The following is a 19,741-nucleotide window of genomic DNA, read 5'->3' on the forward strand; positions in this document are numbered from 1 at the left end:
CCTAAGCCTTGCCCGCTCCCTGACTGGGTCTAGATATCGTTGCAGGCCGGCGCGCTGCACTGGGCCAGGCTCGTAAGCGTAGCGGCGTCAGGCCAGGCAAGCTCCAAGCTCTACCGGAACCATGGACGCCTGACGGAGCCAAATCCTTGGAACAGAATTCGGCAGCTCGGCAGACTGAAACTGTCGGGATTGAGAAACAGACAAGCCAGGATCGCTCCGACGACCAGTTGCGCGTGATGCTCCACGCCCTGCAGGCGATGAAGGCGGGGGATTTCAGCGCGTGCTTACCCGGTGACTGGGATGGCGTTATCGGGAAGATTGCTGACTGCTTTAACGATATCCGCGCTCTTAACCAACGGATGGCGACTGAGCTGGAGCGAGTGGGCCAGGCGGTCGGACGCGAAGGATTCACCCGTCAGCGCGTGAAATTCACAAACCGTTCCGGCGCCTGGGGCGAGATGGAAAGCTCGGTCAATACGCTGATCGACGATCTACTTTGGCCGACAAATGAAGTCACGCGCGCAATTGGCGCCGTCGCTCAAGGGGATCTCCTGCAAACCGTTCGTCTGGAAGTCGACGGGCGCCCACTTATGGGCGAATTTCTGCGTTCGGCTAAAATAGTCAATCGTATGATTGGACAGTTGCGGGAATGCACATCCGAGGTAACCCGTGTCGCAAGAGAGGTCGGAACCGAAGGAAAGCTCGGCGGCCAGGCGCAGGTGCGCGAAGTGACGGGTGTGTGGAAAGAACTCACTGAATCCGTGAACTTCATGGCGGACAATTTGACCAGTCAGGTAAGAAACATTGCCGAGGTGACTATCGCTGTCGCCAACGGCGATCTCTCGAAGAAGATCACGGTCGATGTTCGTGGCGAAATTCTGCAGCTAAAAGAAGCCATAAATACGATGGTCGATCAGTTGCGATCGTTCGCATCTGAGGTGACGCGCGTAGCGCGCGAAGTCGGGACCGACGGGAAGTTGGGGGGACAAGCAACCGTGCCCGGGGTCGCGGGGACATGGAAAGACCTGACCGATTCCGTGAATGCGATGTGCGGCAACCTGACGGATCAGGTCCGCAACATTGCACAGGTGACAACCGCCGTGGCCCGTGGCGATCTCTCGCGAAAAATTACGGTCGATGTCAAAGGGGAAATTCTCGAACTCAAGCAAACCATCAACACGATGGTGGATCAGCTCAATTCGTTCGCCTCCGAAGTCACTCGCGTCGCCCGCGAGGTAGGCACCGAAGGGAAGCTTGGCGGTCAGGCCGTAGTGCCCGGAGTCGGCGGCACCTGGAAAGATCTGACCGACAACGTCAACTTCATGGCGTCTAACTTGACGGCGCAAGTGCGCAACATAGCCGAAGTTTCAACCGCAATCGCCAATGGCGACCTTTCAAAGCAGATCACCGTCAATGTTTCCGGCGAAATCTTGCAGCTTAAGGAGACCATCAACACGATGGTCGATCAATTGAATGCCTTTGCAGGCGAGGTCACGCGTGTCGCGCGCGAAGTGGGAACGGAGGGCCGCTTGGGCGGTCAGGCGCAGGTTCTCGGCGTGGCCGGCACCTGGAAAGATCTGACCGACTCCGTCAACTCCATGGCCGGCAATTTGACGGCTCAGGTTCGAAATATCGCGGAGGTTACGACGGCGGTCGCCCGGGGCGATCTGTCCCGCAAGATAACCGTCGACGTAAAAGGCGAAATCCTTGAACTTAAGAACACGATCAACACCATGGTCGATCAGTTGAACGCCTTCGCGTCGGAAGTGACGCGTGTTGCCCGCGAAGTCGGCACCGAAGGAAAACTTGGCGGCCAGGCGCAGGTGCCGGGCGTAGCTGGCACCTGGAAGGATCTGACTGACAACGTCAATTTCATGGCGGGAAATTTGACGGCCCAGGTACGCAACATCGCCGAGGTCGCCACAGCGATTGCGACAGGCGACCTATCGAAAAAAATCACGGTCGACGTGCGCGGCGAAATCCTCCTTCTAAAGGAGACTCTCAACACCACGGTCGATCAGCTCAACGCCTTCGCCGGAGAAGTCACGCGCGTTGCGCGAGAGGTTGGAACGGACGGTCGTCTTGGTGGTCAGGCGGTAGTGCCTGGCGTCGGCGGCACGTGGAAGGACTTAACGGAGAACGTCAATCTGTTGGCCGCAAACCTGACGACGCAAGTGCGGAACATCGCCGAAGTCACGACGGCGGTCGCGCGCGGCGATCTGAGCCGGAAAATTACTGTCGATGTGAAAGGCGAAATTCTAGAGCTTAAAAACACGATCAATACGATGGTCGACCAGCTCAATGCCTTCGCCTCGGAGGTGACGCGCGTCGCTCGAGAAGTGGGCACCGAAGGCAAGCTCGGCGGGCAAGCGCAGGTGTCGGGCGTCGCCGGCACTTGGAAGGACCTGACGGATACCGTGAATGTCATGGCCGCCAATCTCACTGAACAGGTGCGAGGAATCGTCAAGGTCGTGACGGCCGTCGCAGAAGGCGACCTAACGCAAAGCCTTACGGTAAAGTCGAAAGGCGAAGTCGCGGCGCTTGCCGATACGATCAACAACATGACCCGAACATTGGCGACTTTCGCCGATCAGGTCACCACGGTCGCGCGCGAGGTTGGCGTCGAGGGACGCCTTGGCGGGCAGGCGCATGTGCCAGGCGCCGCTGGGACGTGGAAAGATCTCACCGGAAACGTGAATCTCCTCGCCGCAAATTTGACGACACAGGTCCGCTCAATCGCCGATGTCGCGACCGCTGTGACCAAGGGCGATCTGACCCGTCTAATTCAAGTAGACGCCCGAGGCGAGGTGGCGGAACTCAAGGATAATATCAATACAATGATTGATAATCTCCGTCTTACGACGGAGCACAATACGCAGCAGGATTGGCTAAAGACGAATCTTGCAAAGTTTACGTCCATGCTTCAGGGGCAGCGCGATCTGAATTCGGTTGGCCGGTTGCTGCTTTCGGAGTTGGCGCCTCTCGTCAACGCGCATCAGGGCGTGATATATCAAATGGTCAGCGACGATGGCGCTCGCGCGCTGCAAATTCTTTCCGCTTATGCGGAAGATAGCGAGAACGGTCACAAGACCAGGCTCAAGATCGGCGAGGGACTCGTCGGACAATGTGCGGCGGACAAGCAGCGTTTGATGATTAAAGACGCGCCGGTCGACGCGGTTCCAATTCGCTCGACTTTTTTTAAATCCATTCCGCGCAGCATAATCGTTTTGCCCGTGCTATTCGAAGGGCACGTAAAAGCCGTGATCGAACTCGCGACCATGGGCGAATTTACCCTGTTGCAGACGACATTTCTTGAACAATTAACGGCGTCGATCGGCATCGTGCTCAATTCGATCGAAGCGACGATGCAGACAGAGGGACTTCTCGTGCAGTCCCAGAAGCTTGCCGCGGAGTTGCAAACGCAACAACGCGAGCTGCAGAACACCAACGATCAGCTTGAACTTAAAGCGCAGCAAGTCGCCGAACGCAATGTTGAAGTCGAACGCAAGAACCAGCAGCTCGAACAGGCTCGACGGGCATTGGAGGAAAAAGCGGCGGAGCTCGCCCTGACCTCCAAGTATAAATCAGAGTTTTTGGCGAATATGAGCCACGAACTGCGGACGCCCCTGAATTCGATCCTGATCCTCGGCCAGCAGCTCGGCGAGAATCCCGAGAGCAATTTAACTCCAAAGCAGGTCGAATTTGCAAGGACGATCCACAGCGCCGGCACGGATCTTCTTAATCTCATTTCCGATATTTTAGACCTCTCGAAAATCGAGTCCGGCACTGTCACGGTCGAAGCCGAGGAGGTTTTTTTCCAAAATCTTCTCGACCGGATTGCGTTACCCTTCCGACACGACGCGGACAGTCGCGGTCTTTCCTTCGACCTCCGCAGTGACGCCGCTATCGGGCGCAGTATCGTCACTGATCCGAAAAGGCTTCAACAGGTCCTCAAGAATCTCCTGTCGAACGCATTCAAATTCACTGACAGCGGCGGCGTGAGGCTGGACGTGTATGCCGCAACGGAGGGCTGGACCCCGGGCCATCCGATTCTTTCACAGGCTCCAGGCGTCATTGCCTTCAGCGTAAGCGATACAGGCGTCGGCATACCGCCCGAGAAACAGAAAATCATCTTCGAGGCGTTCCAGCAGGCCGACTCCTCCACAAGCAGACGCTATGGGGGGACGGGACTTGGCCTCGCCATTAGCCGCGAGCTTGCTTCGCTGCTGGGCGGCGAAATCCAGTTGCGTTCGGCTCCTGGCGAGGGGTCAACGTTTACGCTCTATCTTCCGAGGGCGTATGTCGGCCCTAATATCGCCGTAAGCGTTACTCCAAATGTCCGGATTCCCCAAGCAACCCCCGACGATGCGGTGGCGACCGAGCCGATAACGGATGATCGAAATGATATCGCCGAGGGGGACAAGGTTCTTCTGATTGTTGAAGACGATCCTGGCTTCGCGAATGTGCTTGCCGATCGTGGCCGGAGCAATGGTCTGAAAATCCTTGTCGCCCCAAATGGAGCCGAGGCGATCGAGCTCGCGCGCTTTTTCAGGCCAAGCGCGATCACGCTCGATGTTTTTCTCCCGGACATGCTCGGTTGGAGCGTTCTATCGCGGCTTAAACAGGATTCCGGGCTTCGTCACATCCCGGTCCTGATGCTGACGATCGACGAAAATCGGCAACACGGCCTTGCCCGCGGCGCTTTCAGTTTTCTCACCAAACCAATCGACGCCGAAGCTCTGAAATTTGCGTTGCAGCGGATGCTCGATTTTTCATCGCCGCGGCGCCGTCGGCTGCTCGTGGTCGAAGACGATGCTGTGCAGCGGCTCGCTATTCGCAGTTTGATCGAGCACGATGACGTCGAGATCTTCGAGGCAGTGTCCGGGCAGGAAGCCCTCGAGGCGTTGAAATCGGAAGATTGGGACTGCGTCGTGCTCGATTTGACGCTCCCTGATATGTCGGGATTCGACGTGCTTGAGCGCCTGAACGGGGGAAATGGTCACGTCATCGACTATCCGATCGTTGTCTTCACGGGGAGAAGGCTCTTGCAGGAGGAGGATATTCGCCTTCGCGCAATGGCGCGAAGCATTGTGATCAAGGGCGTCGAATCCCCTGAGCGCCTGCTCGACGAAACTGCCATGCTCATGCACAGGGCGATCGCAAACCTTCCGGTCGAGAAGCAGCGTATGCTTGAACGCCTGCACAGCTCTGATGAGGATTTGGTTGGGCGAACGGTTTTGCTCGTGGATGATGACCCTCGTAATATCTTCGCGCTGGCGAGCGTCCTTGAGCGTCGGGGCATGCGGGTTCTCACGGCCACGACAGGCCGAGAAGCTATCGACCTCGTTGAGAACGATCCCGCAATCTCCATTGTGCTTGTGGATATTATGATGCCCGAGATGGATGGGTATCAAACGATACAAATCATTCGCCAGAATGCTGCGCTTTGGAGCCTTCCGATCATCGCGCTTACCGCAAAGGCCATGAAAGGGGATCGCGAAAAATGCCTCCGGGCTGGCGCTTCGGATTATCTCGCCAAGCCCGTTAACACAGAACAGCTCCTCTCGGCTCTTCGCATGTGGCTGCACCGATGACGCACAATCAAGGCGCTGGAGTCATCAATAACGTAAAAATTCTTCTGGTCGATGATCAACCAGGAAAGTTGATGAGCTATGAAGCCATACTCGGCGAGCTCGGCCAGGAGCTGCTTAAAGCAAATTCAGCAAAAGAGGCGCTCGATCTTCTGCTCAGGAACAATGACATCGCCATAATTTTGATCGACGTATGCATGCCGGACCTTGACGGCTTTGAATTGGCGAAAATCATTCGCGAGCATCCCCGTTTTCAAGACACCGCCATCATCTTCGTCTCGGCAATCAATATTACGGAGATCGACGCCCTCAGAGGCTATGAGCTGGGGGCGGTCGACTATGTCCCTGTTCCCGTCGTGCCGAATGTGCTTCGAGCCAAAGTGCGGGTATTTATCGACCTGTTCACAAAAACTCGCGCGCTCGCGCGAATGAATGAAGAGCTTGAAGAACGCGTCGCCGAACGTACTGCGCAGCTCGAAGCCGCGGTTGCGCGACAGGAACTCCTGGCGCGTGAAGTAGACCACCGCGCCCGCAATGCTCTCGCTGTAATTCAATCGATCGTTGCTCTGACGCCCGCCGAGGACATAAGGTCTTTTTCAGAGTCGGTCACAGGACGTATCCGGGCGATGGCGACGGCGCATAATCTTTTGTCGGAATCGCGCTGGCAGGGAGTCGATCTGATCAGTCTCACAAAGGAAGAGCTTGCTCCATTCGCCGACAAAGACCGTATCGCTGTCAATGGCGACGCCGTATCGATTTCTCCAACTGCAGCCCAAAGCCTCGCGCTCGTGCTACATGAGTTGGCGACTAACGCTGCGAAATACGGAGCCTTAAAGGATCCCCACGGAAAGCTTTCTGTCGCATGGGATCTGCGCGACGAGCGTCTGGAGCTCGTCTGGAGCGAGGATTGCGCTCCTGAGGGCGACCCGCAGTCACGGGTTGGATTTGGTTCGAAGGTTATCGAAGCGAGTATCCGCAATCAGTTGCGCGGGGCTATCGAGCGAGAGTGGGGGCCGGGCGGCCTGGTTTGTCGGATAAGCTTACCTCGCAGGCATTTCGCAATATCTGAGCTCGCTGGAGCGAGCGCGGAAGAACCGGGTTCGGTTGTAGACAGTAAAAGCCTCCGCGGTCGTCGGCTTTTGGTGCTTGAGGATGAGCCGTTAATTGCAATGATGGCCTGTCAGGTCATCCAGGAACTCGACGCCGAGGTTCTTGGTCCCTTTGCGACCATAGCGGATGCGCGACAAGCCATGCCGGAGTTTGTGGACGCGGCGCTGCTCGATGTAAACGTCGGCGGCGAACTCGTTTACGGTTTCGCGGGCGAACTCCAAAGTCGTGGCGTGCCCGTCGTGTTTGTCACGGGTTATCATGCTTACGCGGTCGACGAACAGTTCAGATCTGCGCACGTCCTTACAAAGCCGATCGAACGCGACGACCTTGGAGTCGCATTAACGCAGTTGTTTGCGTCGAAGGGAGTCGAGGCCAGCTGACTACCGGAACATCGCCCGAGCGATCCGCGCGATGCCCCGGCCGTCATTGTTCGAGAATTCTCCGGAGGGCGCCATCTGATAGACTATTCGGCAGGGGCTATTTTTCGCCGTGTTCCGACCGGTAGAAACGCCATTCCTCGGTCACTCTTCCATCTGGAAGCTGACACAGACGATACTGGCCATGCAGTCCATTTCGTCTTTCGATCCTCCCGCCCAGGCTGTGACAATAATCAGAGGCAGGGCTCTTGATCAATTTCCTTGGTTTCATGCTTTTGGCGAAAGTTTTTCTGCGGCTTCTAGTCGCGATCGGCGCCTTCGCGCCGCTGTCCGGGATCAATTGCGTCGGAAACGGGTCTGCAGGTTTGGCGGCCAACGTCGGTTCCGGTTGATTGCCGCTGCTTTCCGCTGGCGGGGTCGGGGCGGCAACAACGCCGAGATTAGGATTGCTCAGGGGGCCCGCGGCGTCAGCAGGAGGCATGCCGCCGGCGCAGCCCGGATCGCTCGGGGGACACTCGGAATCGCCGCCGCTCTTAAGATGAGACGAGGTCGCCGGCTCGTTGCCGGAGCTTAAAAGCTCGTCGGGCGACACAAGGTAGAGGAAAGCCACCGAACTGACAGCTCCCAGGCCGAACGCGCCAACAAATAGGGCCGCAATCGTGGCCTTCCGGACGCGGGAAGCCCGCTTCGAATCGCGCTTAAATTCTTCAAGGTCTTTGTAAGACATTGACTTACCACCAGATAATCTTACCGACTGCATGATAGCTGCGCACTTCCTGCTTGCCTTTTCTTAGAGCAAGGCTCAGTGCACTGTTCCATTTTGCGACAGGTTGTGCAAGTGGGCCGGATGCCCGCGCAGAGCCGGGTCATTTCGCCGTCCCAGCTTCGGGCGCAAATCCCGAGTCTACAGCTGGCCAGGTCCCAAATTCTTGGCGCACAGGCGCCAGGGCCCGCGTGGATGTTTTGGTAACACCTCTCGACGGCCTGGCCGCAACGAAGATGCGACGGGAGGCAGTGGCGCTCGCCCCCGCCGCGTATCGCCTTGCTTCTATCACAGGCGCCGCCTACGATTCGAACATTCCGATCACACCAGGAACCGGAATGAAAAACGCCGAAAATTACCCCGTCGCTGAATAAGGCGGGTTAAATGTCGTCGAATGGGAGCCGTAGTCTCATGCGCATTGTTCCGACAGTCGCAATCGTTACTGGCTTTATCAGTAGTCACGCCCTCGCCGCACCGACGGCATGCGGTCTTATCCCCGCGGCGGATATGAGCGCCATTCTCGGCAGCCCAGTTGCCGTGTCGGCCGATGACCGGGGTGGGCAGACCAAGTGTACTTACGAAACCGCAGGAGGAGAAATCGGCGGAGCCTATGCTGAAGTGGAGCTGAGTTGGGGAGACGGCGCCGCTGGCATGGCTGGCGCTGGCCTCGTGAAACCGCAGCTAAAGAAAGTTATGGGAGAGCTTGCCGGTCTTGGGGATCAGGCAACGTTCGTCGGCCCGATGATACTCATCCGGCGTAGTAATGACCTCATCACCCTTGTGATCTCTGGAGTGCCGGACAGCGTGGTAGCAGCCAAGCGCATATACGGATTGCTCAACGAGCGTCTGCCAAAAACGACCGCGCCATAGTTTTTTGGCTCTCCCGTGGGCTACACGGAAGACAAGCCGGCCGCCGTCAGCGTGCAATGATTTTGCAGGCCTCGTTCAAAGGCGCGCGCGCCGCAAATGATGACCTTATGCAGAAGCTTCCAGGGGAGCCATGTTGCGCGCGGACCGAACGGGTTGTCGCATTCGAGAAACGATAACAACCGATCGTCATTTTCATTCAAAGAGAGCGCCGATTTCGCACAAAAAACCTCGGAAACGGGCAGAACCGCCGCCATCGCCGGTAATCCCCCGTGAGTCAGCCGCCAGCGCGCCCGCCTTTGTCGGCAACAAGGGCCAGGAGACCGCGAAAATCGGCGTCTTGTGCGGGACATCACATTCGGACGCGTTGGCTTCACGTAGGTTTTGGGCACGAGAGAATGATCTCTCGCAACAAAACCGGGGACGCTCCAATGATCAGGAATATCCCGATGAGCTCCGTTGCGGCGCTCGCTACCGCTTTCATCTTCACGGCTTCGATCTCGTCGGCCAACGCTGGCTGGGGTACGAATGGCCAATACGGCAACGCGCCGGGACAGGTCCAGTCGGCTCCGGTTCAGTCCGCTCCGGTCCAGTCGGCCCCGATGCAGACCAGTGGCTACGGCGGCCAGGCCCCGACCCGGATGTGCATCCGCGCCCCATGCAATCAGCCGCGCCCCACCTATGACCGCCCGGTCTATGTCGAGCGTCCGGTTTACGCGCCGCGGCCCCGCCCGATCTATGTCGAGCGTCCGATGTATGCGCCGCAACCGCGCCCGGTCTATCAGCGCCCCATGTACGGCGCCGGCAGCGTCTATGGTGGTTCGACCTCGTCGCGACCGACGCGGACCACCGGCGCCTGGAACACCTCCGCTGGCTCCAGCAGCGGCTGGAGTGGCTACGGCGGCAGCCGCTAAGCATGGCTGACATGAAGCGAGCTCGCCATCCTCACTTGCGGGCCCGTGACACCAGAACAATCAACGGGGAACATCATGATCAAGCACAAACACACTCTGCTTCTCGCGATCAGCTCGCTGCTCGCACTGCAGATCGGTTCTGCCAATGCCTGCCAGGTCGTCGGCCACACCAAGAGCGGAGAGCCGCTTTGCATGACCACCAGCGACGGCGCCGGCCAGTCCTTCAATGACGGCCGCCGCTTCGTGCCGAAGGCGGTGCAGGCGGCGCGCATTGCGGAAATGAAGCGCGGCGGAACGATGATCGGTGGCGTGCTCGTGTCGCCTTTCGTCCCGGGCAGCAAGCAGGACCGCGAATGGCAGGCCGAGCGTAAGCGCAGGGGCTTCTGATATCCATCGACGATTACTGAAGGTGGGGCTTCAACATCTGAGCGCGCGCGATGACATCTCTGATCCGGTGGCGTTCGTGATCTCGCTCAACCTCCGGCGCCAGCACCCAACGAGCGCGTCTCGGGGACGCTCTTTGGATCGGGGTTGATCTCTGCCGGCTTCTGCATAAAGGGAGGCGGATGCGGCGGATCGCCCGGCTGCTCGCCGACCAACCAGGCGTCTGCGTCGCTCCAATCCAGGATGCCGGCATGCGGTCATGAAAGCGGGCCATCCAGGGCGTTCGCGGGCTCGACGATGATCGTCGCCGAGTCAAGGCTTTCTTGCGTCCCAGGGTCGGAGCGCTCGGGCGAGCTTTACGGCGTCGTCATTTGCCCAGAAGCGCACGAAGAACAGCTGGGGCTCGTCGTCGAGCATGTGGTTGAGGAGCGCCCACCTCGCTCCTCGGCAGGCCAGCGCCCTTCACCAGGGCATAGATCGCGGGGATGACGACCAGCGTCAGAAACGTGGATGACACCATGCCCCCGATCATCGGCACGGCGATGCGTTGCATGACCTCGGACCCGGCGCCCGTGCTCCAGAGGATGGGCACGAGGCCTGCCATAATGGCGACGACCGTCATCATCTTGGGCCGCACCCGCTCGACCGCGCCGAGCATGATCGCCTCGCGCAGATCGGCCTTTGTGAAAACCCGCCCTTCGGCCGCGCGCTCCGCCGCAACCTCGCGCATTGCCGCGTCGAGATAGATGAGCATGACGACGCCCGTCTCCGCCGCGACGCCGGCGAGCGCGATGAAACCCACGCCCACAGCCACCGACATGTTGAAGTTCATCAGCCACATCAGCCAGACGCCGCCGACCAGAGCGAATGGCAATGAGAGCATGACGATCAGCGTTTCGGTGATTCTGCGGAAGTTAAGATAGAGCAACAGGAAGATGATGAAGAGCGTGACGGGCACGACGACCTTCATGCGCGCCTGCGCGCGTTCGAGATATTCGTACTGGCCGCTCCAGACGACATAGGAGCCCGGCGGAAATTCGATCGCTTCCGCCACGGCTTTCTGCACGTCCGCCACGAAGCCGCCAATGTCGCGATCCCTGATGTCCACGAAGAGATAGACCGCGAGTTGCCCGTTCTCGGTGCGGATCGATGTCGGGCCGCGAACAAGCTCCACTTTCGCGACCTCGCCGAGCGGGGTCGTCCCGCCGCCAGGAAGTGGGATCAGCACGTCGCTCGCGATCGCTCTCGGGCTCGATCGATAGTCGCGCGGATAACGTATGCTTACGCCGTAGCGCTCGCGACCCTCCACAGTCGTCGTCACCGTCTCTCCGCCGAGCGCCATGGCGATAGTCGCCTGAACGTCGTCAATCATCAGGCCGTAACGCGCGAGCGCCGCCCGATCTGGAGCAATGTCGAGATAATAGCCGCCCATGACGCGCTCGGCGTAGGCGGAGGCCGCGCCGCGCACCCCCTTCACGACCTTTTCGACCTGACGCGCGAGCCCTTCGAGCTGGGCGAGATCGCGCCCCATGATCTTGACGCCGACGGGCGTCCTGATGCCCGTCGCAAGCATGTCGATGCGGTTGCGGATCGGCATGGTCCAGGCGTTCGAGACGCCGGGAAATTGAAGCGCCGCGTCCATTTCGGCGACGAGGCTGTCGATGGTCACGCCCGGGCGCCACTCCCCCTTGGGCTTCAGGTCGATAACGGTTTCGAACATTTCCAGCGGCGCGGGGTCCGTGGCGGTCGAGGCGCGGCCAGCCTTGCCATAGGCGGATTTCACCTCGGGGAAGGATTTGATGATGCGGTCCTGCGTCTGGAGCAGTTGCGCCGCCTTGGTCACGGAGAGGCCGGGAAGCGTCGTGGGCATATAGAGCAGTGCGCCCTCGTTCAGCGCGGGCATGAATTCCGAGCCGAGCTGGCGCGCCGGCAGGATGGTGACGGCGAGCGCCGCGACGGCGAGGAGGACGGTCGGAATCTTGGCGCGCATCACTAGGCGGATGACGGGCCGATAGGCCCATATCAAAGCGCGGTTGATCGGGTTGCGCGCCTCCGAGACGATCCTGCCGCGCACGAAGAGGATCATCAGCGCCGGAACCAGCGTGACCGACAGCAACGCAGCCGCCGCCATTGAAAAGGTCTTGGTATAGGCAAGCGGGCTAAAGAGCCGGCCTTCCTGCGACTCCAGCGTGAAGATGGGCAGGAAAGAAACGGTTATGACGAGCAGGCTGAAGAAGAGCGCCGGCCCGACTTCCGTCGCCGCGTCGATGAGAGTCTCGACGCGCGGCTGGTCGGGGGCCGCGCGTTCGAGCCGCTTATGGGCGTTCTCGATCATCACGATCGCGGCGTCCACCATCGCGCCGAGGGCGATCGCGATGCCCCCGAGACTCATAATGTTCGAGCCAAGCCCCAGCGCCTTCATCGCCGCGAAAGCCATCAGCACGCCGACAGGCAGGATGAGGATGGCGACGAGCGCGCTGCGGAAATGGAGAAGGAAGACGACGCAGACGAGCGCGACGATGATGCTTTCCTCGACCAGCGTCCCGCGCAGCGTCTCGATCGCCGCATGGATCAGCTCCGAGCGGTCATAGACGGGGATGATCTCGACGCCCTTCGGCAGGCTCGGTGCGATCTGAGCGAGGGCGGTCTTGACGTTGTCGATTACCGTCAGCGCATTGGCGCCGTAGCGTTGGAGCGCGACGCCGCTCGCGACCTCGCCCTCGCCATTGAGTTCGGTGATCCCTCGGCGTTCGTCCGGGCCGAGTTCGATGCGCGCGACATCCTTCAGCAGGAGCGGCGTGCCGCCGCCTGCCTTGAGCACGATGTTTTCGATATCGGGGACGCCCTTCAGATAGCCGCGCCCGCGCACGATGAATTCGAACTCCGAGAGTTCGACCGTGCGGCCTCCGACATCGGCGTTGTTCGCGCGGACGACCTCCCGAATTCTCGACAGAGGGATGTTGAGTGCGCGCAGCCGGTTGGGGTCGACGACGATGTTATACTGCCGCACGAAGCCGCCGGCGCTCGCGACTTCGGCGACTCCTTCCGCCTTGGCGAGGCCGTAGCGCAGCGTCCAGTCCTGCAAGGAGCGCAGTTCGGCAAGCGTCATCTCCTTGGCGACGAGCGCATATTGATAGACCCAGCCGACGCCTGTGGCGTCGGGGCCGAGCACGGGCGTCGCACCCGCGGGAAGGCGCTTGGCGGCCGAGCTGAGATATTCGAGAACGCGCGAGCGCGCCCAATAGACGTCGACCCCGTCCTCGAAAATAACATAGACGAAGGATACGCCGAAGAAGGAGAAGCCGCGCACCACTTTCGAGCGCGGCACGGTCAGCATAGCGCTGGTCAGCGGATAGGTGACTTGGTCTTCCACGACCTGCGGCGCCTGGCCCGGATATTCCGTGTAGACGATGGCCTGCACGTCGGAGAGATCGGGAATAGCGTCGAGAGGCAGGGTTCGCAGCGCGTGAAGGCCGGCCGCGACCGCAAAGGCCGTCCCAAAGAAGACGAGCACGAGATTGCGCGCCGACCATGCGATGAGGCGCCCGATCACTTGGGGGCTCCCTGGTCGAGCGCCTGCAACGCCGCCTTGAGATTGCTTTCCGCGTCGATCAGGAAGTTGGCCGAGGTCACGACCCTGTCGCCTTCGGTGAGCCCGCTCGCAATCTCCGCATAGCCATCGCCCCGCCGACCGATCATGACTTCGCGGGGCTCGAAGCGGCCTTCGCCCTTGTCGAGGATCACGACCTGACGCTTGCCGGCGTCGATGATGGCGCTCTCCGGCGCTGCTAGAACCTTTTCCCGACCGCCTGCTTCAATCTCCACGTCCGCAAACATGTCGCCGAGCAGGCGGCCTTCGGGGTTCGGCAGTTCGATGCGCACCCGCGCCGTGCGGGTCTCCATGTTGAGATGCGGATAGATGAGCGCGACCCGGCCTTTGAACGGATGGTCGGGATAGGAACGCGCGCGGATGACCGCCGTTTGCCCCGGAGCCACGGCCTCCACGTCGCGCTCGGGAATATCCGCGAGAATCCACACGACGCTGTGGTCGACGATCCGGAACAGCGTCTCGCCGGGCGCCGCCCGCATGCCGCTCAGCGCCGTGCGCTCGATGACATGGCCTTCCTGCGGGGCGGGCCAATCGATCACGCGGGGAACGCGGCGGCGGCGTGCGATCGAGTCGATCGTCGCAGCGTCTAGGCCGAGATTGACGAGACGCCGGCGCGCGCCTTCCATCCGCGCCGACGAATGCGCGTTGAGCACGGCGACAAGTTCCGCCGCCGCGCTCGAGAGGTCGGGCCCGTAGACGCGCATGAGCGGCTGGCCCTTGCGCACATAATCGCCCTCCGCGACCTTCTCGACGGATTCGATGAAGCCTTCGAAGCGCAAGGCGACCACGGCGGTGCGGCGCGGATCGAAATCGACCCGACCCGCCGCGCGCACAGGGACCGCCAAAGACCGGCGCTCGATCGGCTCCGACCGCACGCCTGTCGTTTGCAGCTTGCCGGGGCTGATCGTGATCGCGCCCGCGTCCTGCGCCTCGTCCTCATAGACCGGCACATAATCCATGCCCATGGCGTCCTTCTTCGGAACCGGGGACGTATCGGGCAGGCCCATAGGGTTACGATAGTAGCGAATGCGCCGGCTGGACGCTTCCTTAGGCGGCTGTTGCGCCGCGACCGGCTTGTCCTCGAATGAAATATCTTCACTGGCGCGGACGGCGACATAATCCTTTCCCGCGGCGTTCTTTTTGGGGAAGGCCGAGAAGAAAGGCCCATCCGGGTCACGGTAATAGATGATCGGCCCCGTGCCGACGGCGGCATGTGGCGCCGGTTGGCTCGCGTCACGCTGAAACCAGGTACCGCGAATGAGGAGGTAGCCGGCCCCGCCGAACGCCAACAGAGTGAGGACCAAAGCCCAAGCGATGTAAGCGCGTTTCATAGCGAGCCTCCCGCGAGGCGTTCGAGGTCGGCATATTTGCTTTGCTCCTCGCTCTTCAGCGCGAGAAGCTCCAATTCGACGGCGCGCAGCCGGCGCTCGGATTCGAGAAGCGCCGCGAGATCGGTCGTTCCCGCTTCAAATCCCTTTTGCGCGGTCTCGACCGAGAGGCGCGCCGGCGGCAATTGGCGTTGCTCGAAAATCTTGAGCGCCTTGCGCACCGCTTCCAGACGGAACCAAGCTTCCGCCACCTCGCCGTCGAGACGGATGCGCAGGGCGTCATTGCGCGCCTGCGCCGCGCCGAGATTGGCGCTTGCCGCGCGTTGCTCCGCGTCCTTGGCCTCATATTGCAGCGGCACCTTGAAGCCGAGCAGAAACATACCGCTGTTTTCGCCATTCTGGCGTTGCACCAGGTTCGCCCCGGCGGTGATATCGGGATAGTAATTGAGATCGGTCAGCTCCTTGGTCCCGGTCGCCGAGCGCACTTGCGCATGCGTCGCGGCGAGCTGCGGATTGGACGAGCGCGCCAGTTCCTGTACGGCCGCGAGGGTCATCTTCGTTCGCAAAGCCGGGAAGCCCTTGGGAGCGGCCAGCTGCGCCAGCGCCTCCCGGCCAATCAGGGCGTTGAGCCGGACGGTCGCGGATTTCTCGTCGCCTTCACGGCGCGCCACATCGGCCGCGGCGTTCGCCGCTTCGAGCTCCGCTTTGATGACTTCCTGCTGATTGACGGCGCTCGCGCCATAGCGCAGGCGCAGGAGTTCGGCGAGCTGATCGACCCGCTGCTTAAGCGCTTTCGAGAGCTCAAGCGCCCGATGCGATGCGGCGTATTGCGCGTAAGCCGATTTCACCCGGGCGACGAGATCGAGCTCGACCGCGTGACTCTGGTGCCGGGCCGCGTCGGCGTTCGCCGCCGCAATGCCCTTTTCAAGATCGGTCTTTCCCCACAGCCGAAAGGTCTGCTCGGCGCCGATCCAGCGCTGGCCGACGCCCTTGCTGTTCACGTCCCAGGCCTGGAGCGTCACCGTCGGATCAGGCTGGACGCCGGCGGCGTCGACACGCTGCGCCGCGGCGTCGGCGTCGAGAACGGAGGCCGCAAGCTCTGGGCTCAAGCGCCGCGCCAACGTCACGACGCTTTCGACGCTGGCGCCAGGCGCAGCCGCCCGCTCTGCCGCCAAGCCTGGAGAGGCGAGCGGGCTTCCAGCAGACACGACCAGAATCAGGACAGCAAGGCTGCAAACTCTCCTCATGGCGTCACCTTCACGACCAGTCGGCTTTGCAGCGTCTCAGCCTCTCCCTGCACCTTCGCCGCAAGGGAGAGGCGCCAACGCCCTTCATCGGTCAGGTCGACCTTGAAGCGGTAGACGCCCGGCTCCGGGCTCTTCACTTGCGCAATCGCGCTCGTCATCGACTCCATGTCGTCGGGCGCCATATCGAGCCGCGTCGTGAAGATAACCGCATCAGGGACGGGTTTCGCATCGGGCTTGTGGATCAGCCGAACGTCGAAGATGGTCAGGCCCTTCTTAACCTGCGCATCGACCAGCCTGAATTCGTAATCGGCGATCGCCGCGCGGGCCGCGGGAGCGGCCAGGAGCATTGCGGCAACCGACGCGCCAACAACCCCTCGCGAAAAAAAAGCACTCATCGGAAAACTCTCCCGCTCCCTTTTTCGGAGCGCCACTTTCGCTAGGCCTTACGCCCGCGAGCCAACGGATCGCGCGCGGGTCTTCACCCGTTCGGTCGAGACAGGCCCGTTTCACCGAGATCAGCCTCGGCGTGCTTGGCGGTTAGGAGATTGGCGGCCGTAGGTCGGGAGGACCGGCAAGGCCGAGACGCATGACATCGTCGCAAGACTGCGCGGACCGGCCGCGCGACGTGGCCGCGCCTTCAATCATGACAAAGAGCGGCACGAGATGAAGCGCCCCACATGCAAACGAGTCGCAATGCCGCAGCGTGGCGCCATGGTGGTCGTTATGGACGTCGGGGCAATCGTTTCCGATAGCCATTCCGGCGCAGGAATGCGCGGGAGGCGCAACGAGGGCGTTTGCCGCCCCCGCAGAGAGAGCGGCGAGAAAAATGAAGGCCGAGACCAGAAGGCGTAGCCAGCGTCGCTGCATCTAAGATTTCCCATCCCAAGGAGTAGCACAGCAAGACGCCGTCTGTAAAAGTCTTTTGCTGCCTAGCTTGCGACGCCAAAGAATTCCCGCCAGCAGCGCCGGCGAACCGATTGCTTGCAGAGAAAGATCGAGAGTTTCAGCTTGAAGATCTTGCGCAAGGGTGAGTGCGCCATAAACTTTCCGGTAACCCTCTCTGCTCGGGTGTTGAAAATCGGGGCAGTTGATTGAGCAGCATTTTTTACCACGAGGGGACCAAGCCCCAGCGCATGGGGACGAGCTCGCGGCCGCCGGCGCCGATCCTGAGCACGTCAATCTGCGTCGTGGGGGCGATGTTATACGCTCCCGCGTATTTTATAAGCGCTTGATTTATTGGTGAGCGCGCTGGGACTCGAACCCAGGACCCCCTGATTAAAAGTCAGATGCTCTACCGACTGAGCTACGCGCTCGTTCCAATCCTGAGCCGCCCCTCACAAGAGGGTGCGAGCGGGCGGGTCGGTCCGCCTGCCGTCGCCGCGTTTGCGGCATGCGTTCAACTACCGGCCGCCGATCCGCCGGTCAACCCCGCCGAAGCGGAGGTCAACTGGTTTATCGTCGTTCGCCGCTAGGCCGCGGCGTAATTCGCGCCGATCGCCACGAAGACGAAGATGATCGCGGCGATCGCTGTGGTGATCGCGGCTTTTTTCAGGAGCTGCGGGGCGATGGGCGCGCCGGGGTCCGTCCCTTCAGGCCGCTCCTCGCCCGCCTCCTCCGCCGAGCGGACGCCCAGCGGCAGAACCGCGAACAGGACGATCCACCAGATCGTCACATAGATCGCCAGCGCAAGCGGGAGGGGAAAGGGCATGAGCGTCACGCCTGTTCGAGTTCGACCAGCGTGCCGCAGAAATCCTTGGGATGCAAGAAGAGAACGGGCTTGCCGTGCGCGCCGGTCCTGGGCTCGCCGTCGCCCAGCACCCGCGCGCCCGAAGCCTTCAGCTGGTCGCGCGCGGCGAGAATGTCGTCGACCTCGTAGCAAACGTGATGAATGCCGCCCGACGGATTCTTGGCGACGAAGCCGGCGATGGGCGAGCTTTCGCCATAGGGCTCGAGCAGTTCGATCTTGGTGTTCGGCAGCTCCACGAACACCACGGTGACGCCATGTTCGGCCAGCGTCTCGGGCTCCGACACTTTCGCGCCCAAAGCGCCGCGGTAGACCGCCGACGCCTTTTCAACGTTCCCGACGGCGATGGCGACGTGATTGAGACGACCGATCATGTACTGACTTCCTCAATTGCAAGGCGGCGGCGCCGCGTTCCTTACGCGGCATTAAGGCCACGGCCCGGCAATTTCAACTTTCGAGGAAGAGGTTCGTCCCGACCTAGGCCAGTCGGCGTATGTCGTCGCGCAGGGGGTAAAGGCGGGGATCATGAACCGCGAATGCGAACCAGGGACAGCCTTCGTCGCGGGCGCGCGCAAGCGTGCGCAGCGCCTCGTCGCCCTGGCCCATGGCGAGCAGAGCCGCCGCGGCGAAAAGGCCGGGGACGGCGCTCCGACCGTCGCCGCCCGCCGCCTCAAGCGCGTCGGCGGCCTCAGCGGCTCGACCCGCCCTCGCGAGCGCCGCGGACAGCACCGCTCTCAGCGAGGGGTCCTCCGGCACCAATTCCAGCCCGTGGCGCGCGGATTTCTCCGCCGTGACGTGGTCGCCCGACAGGCTGGACGCAACGGCGACGACGCCGCGCAGCCATCCCCCGTCCGGCCGCAGGAACAGGCCCCTATGCGCCAGTTCCATGCTTCGGTCGATATTGCCCGTGCAGAACTCCAGCCAGGCGCGTTGCATCAGCAGCCCCTGGTCGTGCGGCGAGGCGCGCAGGCCCGCCTCCGTGTCGTCGATCGCTTCCGGGAGCCGGTCGAGCCGCGCCAGGGCCCAGCCGCGATAGACGCGGGCCTTGCCGTAGCCCGGATCCTGCGCAATCGCGCGATCCAGCAAGGCGAGTCCGTCCTCGGGCCGCCCCGCCAGGGTCGCCCTCGCCCAGCCGAGAACGGCGACGGCCGCCGTGAATCCGGGCGCGAGCGCCAATGCGCGACCGGCGTCCCGCTCGATTATCGCCGCAGCCTCGGCAGGCTTCAGATGGCCGCGAATGGCGCGCCCGGCGGCGATATCCGCCGACAGGGACCATATGGCGGGCGACGAGGAATGGAGTTCGGCGACTGCGGCGATTGCGGATTGCGCGCGCTCATAGCCGTCGCGCGTACGCCTGCTGGCGAGTTCGTAGACCGTTTGCCACAAGTCGAGCGTGCGCCCATCCAAGCCCTTGTCGGCGCGGCCGGAATCGCCGCCCCCGGGATCGAGAAGCTCGATCGCCGCCCGCAACGACAGGCCGCGCCCGTACGCAGTGGCGATCAGGTCGCCGTGCCCGGCCTCGCGCAGCGGCTTGCGCAGGAGATAGGCGCAGCGGTCGATCGAGTCGTCCGACGGCGGCCGATCCGGCCACAGCCGCGCCGCGATCTCGGCCTTGGACACGACGGCCCCTTTCGACTCCAGAAGGAGTTCGAGGAGCTGTCGCGCCTGGGGCCCCAGGTGAATTTGGGCGCCGTCCTTGCGCAAACCCGATTGCGGGCTGTAGTCGAAACCTGCAAATCGCCAGACCGAACCACTCATCGCATCCTCCGGCGACACAATGATCGATTCCCCTTGTCCGGCGCAAGG

16 protein-coding genes and 1 tRNA gene are annotated in these 19,741 nt (G+C 61.7%); 5 read left to right on the forward strand and 12 right to left on the reverse strand.

The genetic code is table 11. From position 1 onward, the window contains the following. Positions 1-236: 236 nt before the first annotated feature. Together ACNHKD_RS06065 and ACNHKD_RS06070 are read left to right on the forward strand one after the other, a co-directional pair. Complete coding sequence (locus ACNHKD_RS06065; RefSeq protein WP_442756852.1) at positions 237-5,594, forward strand: HAMP domain-containing protein; 5,358 nt, start codon at positions 237-239, stop codon at positions 5,592-5,594. Further along, the gene (locus ACNHKD_RS06070) at positions 5,591-7,081 is read left to right on the forward strand and encodes a response regulator (RefSeq protein WP_442756179.1); all 1,491 of its coding nucleotides are present in this window, start codon (positions 5,591-5,593) and stop codon (positions 7,079-7,081) included. Before ACNHKD_RS06065 ends, ACNHKD_RS06070 begins: the two co-directional genes overlap by 4 nt. 97 nt (positions 7,082-7,178) lie before the next feature. Here ACNHKD_RS06070 and ACNHKD_RS06075 read toward each other — a convergent pair whose 3' ends face one another. Further along, entirely contained in the window at positions 7,179-7,805 is a 627-nt protein-coding gene (locus ACNHKD_RS06075) for a putative hemolysin (protein ID WP_442756180.1), read from the reverse strand. 447 nt (positions 7,806-8,252) lie between these two features. Here ACNHKD_RS06075 and ACNHKD_RS06080 point away from each other — a divergent pair, with 447 nt between their 5' ends. After that, positions 8,253-8,711, forward strand: coding sequence for a hypothetical protein (locus tag ACNHKD_RS06080; protein ID WP_442756181.1), 459 nt, complete (start codon positions 8,253-8,255; stop codon positions 8,709-8,711). A gap of 20 nt (positions 8,712-8,731) precedes the next feature. Here the strand turns inward: ACNHKD_RS06080 and ACNHKD_RS06085 are convergent, their stop codons facing one another. Next, the gene (locus ACNHKD_RS06085; protein ID WP_442756182.1) at positions 8,732-8,965 is read right to left on the reverse strand and encodes a hypothetical protein; all 234 of its coding nucleotides are present in this window, start codon (positions 8,963-8,965) and stop codon (positions 8,732-8,734) included. Positions 8,966-9,139: 174 nt separating this feature from the next. Here ACNHKD_RS06085 and ACNHKD_RS06090 point away from each other — a divergent pair, with 174 nt between their 5' ends. Both ACNHKD_RS06090 and ACNHKD_RS06095 read left to right on the forward strand, forming a co-directional pair. Then, on the forward strand, positions 9,140-9,622 hold the full coding sequence (locus tag ACNHKD_RS06090) for a hypothetical protein (protein ID WP_442756183.1): 483 nt from the start codon (positions 9,140-9,142) through the stop codon (positions 9,620-9,622). Positions 9,623-9,697: 75 nt separating this feature from the next. Continuing rightward, complete coding sequence (locus ACNHKD_RS06095; protein WP_442756184.1) at positions 9,698-10,009, forward strand: hypothetical protein; 312 nt, start codon at positions 9,698-9,700, stop codon at positions 10,007-10,009. 309 nt (positions 10,010-10,318) lie between these two features. Here the strand turns inward: ACNHKD_RS06095 and ACNHKD_RS06100 are convergent, their stop codons facing one another. From ACNHKD_RS06100 to ACNHKD_RS06145, 10 genes are all read right to left on the reverse strand, one after another. Further along, positions 10,319-10,423, reverse strand: a complete 105-nt coding sequence (locus ACNHKD_RS06100) for a DUF1259 domain-containing protein (RefSeq protein ID WP_442756185.1) — start codon at positions 10,421-10,423, stop codon at positions 10,319-10,321. Continuing rightward, entirely contained in the window at positions 10,374-13,559 is a 3,186-nt protein-coding gene (locus tag ACNHKD_RS06105; RefSeq protein WP_442756186.1) for an efflux RND transporter permease subunit, read from the reverse strand. The genes ACNHKD_RS06100 and ACNHKD_RS06105 overlap by 50 nt, the downstream gene beginning before the upstream one ends. Next, positions 13,556-14,947 carry an efflux RND transporter periplasmic adaptor subunit gene (locus tag ACNHKD_RS06110; protein ID WP_442756187.1) on the reverse strand — a complete coding sequence of 464 codons (1,392 nt, stop codon included), beginning with the start codon at positions 14,945-14,947 and terminating at the stop codon, positions 13,556-13,558. Before ACNHKD_RS06110 ends, ACNHKD_RS06105 begins: the two co-directional genes overlap by 4 nt. Further along, a complete protein-coding gene (locus ACNHKD_RS06115; protein WP_442756188.1) occupies positions 14,944-16,053 on the reverse strand; it encodes a TolC family protein in 1,110 nt (369 codons plus the stop codon). Before ACNHKD_RS06115 ends, ACNHKD_RS06110 begins: the two co-directional genes overlap by 4 nt. A 134-nt stretch (positions 16,054-16,187) precedes the next feature. Beyond that, on the reverse strand, positions 16,188-16,538 hold the full coding sequence (locus ACNHKD_RS06120; protein WP_442756189.1) for a FixH family protein: 351 nt from the start codon (positions 16,536-16,538) through the stop codon (positions 16,188-16,190). Between the two features lie 758 nt (positions 16,539-17,296). Then, positions 17,297-17,365, reverse strand: coding sequence for a hypothetical protein (locus ACNHKD_RS06125; protein ID WP_442756853.1), 69 nt, complete (start codon positions 17,363-17,365; stop codon positions 17,297-17,299). A 63-nt stretch (positions 17,366-17,428) separates the two neighbouring features. After that, positions 17,429-17,504: transfer RNA gene (locus tag ACNHKD_RS06130), tRNA-Lys, on the reverse strand. A gap of 155 nt (positions 17,505-17,659) precedes the next feature. After that, complete coding sequence (locus tag ACNHKD_RS06135) at positions 17,660-17,899, reverse strand: DUF1467 family protein (protein WP_442756190.1); 240 nt, start codon at positions 17,897-17,899, stop codon at positions 17,660-17,662. Between the two features lie 5 nt (positions 17,900-17,904). Beyond that, on the reverse strand, positions 17,905-18,309 hold the full coding sequence (mce, locus tag ACNHKD_RS06140) for a methylmalonyl-CoA epimerase (RefSeq protein ID WP_442756191.1): 405 nt from the start codon (positions 18,307-18,309) through the stop codon (positions 17,905-17,907). 103 nt (positions 18,310-18,412) lie between these two features. Next, positions 18,413-19,693, reverse strand: a complete 1,281-nt coding sequence (locus ACNHKD_RS06145; protein ID WP_442756192.1) for a winged helix-turn-helix domain-containing protein — start codon at positions 19,691-19,693, stop codon at positions 18,413-18,415. Between the last annotated feature and the right edge of the window lie 48 nt (positions 19,694-19,741).

The sequence above is a fragment of the Methylocystis sp. JAN1 genome (assembly GCF_052186135.1).
In the GTDB taxonomy this organism is placed as follows: Bacteria; Pseudomonadota; Alphaproteobacteria; order Rhizobiales; family Beijerinckiaceae; genus Methylocystis.

Coding starts and splice junctions, on each gene's coding strand:
- ACNHKD_RS06075 (WP_442756180.1), bottom strand. CDS start 7,805: ATGTCTTACAAAGACCTTGAAGAATTTAAGCGCGATTCGAAGCGGGCT.
- ACNHKD_RS06085 (WP_442756182.1), bottom strand. CDS start 8,965: ATGGCGGCGGTTCTGCCCGTTTCCGAGGTTTTTTGTGCGAAATCGGCG.
- ACNHKD_RS06090 (WP_442756183.1), top strand. CDS start 9,140: ATGATCAGGAATATCCCGATGAGCTCCGTTGCGGCGCTCGCTACCGCT.
- ACNHKD_RS06080 (WP_442756181.1), top strand. CDS start 8,253: ATGCGCATTGTTCCGACAGTCGCAATCGTTACTGGCTTTATCAGTAGT.
- ACNHKD_RS06145 (WP_442756192.1), bottom strand. CDS start 19,693: ATGAGTGGTTCGGTCTGGCGATTTGCAGGTTTCGACTACAGCCCGCAA.
- ACNHKD_RS06065 (WP_442756852.1), top strand. CDS start 237: ATGCTCCACGCCCTGCAGGCGATGAAGGCGGGGGATTTCAGCGCGTGC.
- ACNHKD_RS06100 (WP_442756185.1), bottom strand. CDS start 10,423: ATGCTCGACGACGAGCCCCAGCTGTTCTTCGTGCGCTTCTGGGCAAAT.
- ACNHKD_RS06120 (WP_442756189.1), bottom strand. CDS start 16,538: ATGCTCCTGGCCGCTCCCGCGGCCCGCGCGGCGATCGCCGATTACGAA.
- mce (WP_442756191.1), bottom strand. CDS start 18,309: ATGATCGGTCGTCTCAATCACGTCGCCATCGCCGTCGGGAACGTTGAA.
- ACNHKD_RS06095 (WP_442756184.1), top strand. CDS start 9,698: ATGATCAAGCACAAACACACTCTGCTTCTCGCGATCAGCTCGCTGCTC.
- ACNHKD_RS06070 (WP_442756179.1), top strand. CDS start 5,591: ATGACGCACAATCAAGGCGCTGGAGTCATCAATAACGTAAAAATTCTT.
- ACNHKD_RS06110 (WP_442756187.1), bottom strand. CDS start 14,947: ATGAAACGCGCTTACATCGCTTGGGCTTTGGTCCTCACTCTGTTGGCG.
- ACNHKD_RS06135 (WP_442756190.1), bottom strand. CDS start 17,899: ATGCCCTTTCCCCTCCCGCTTGCGCTGGCGATCTATGTGACGATCTGG.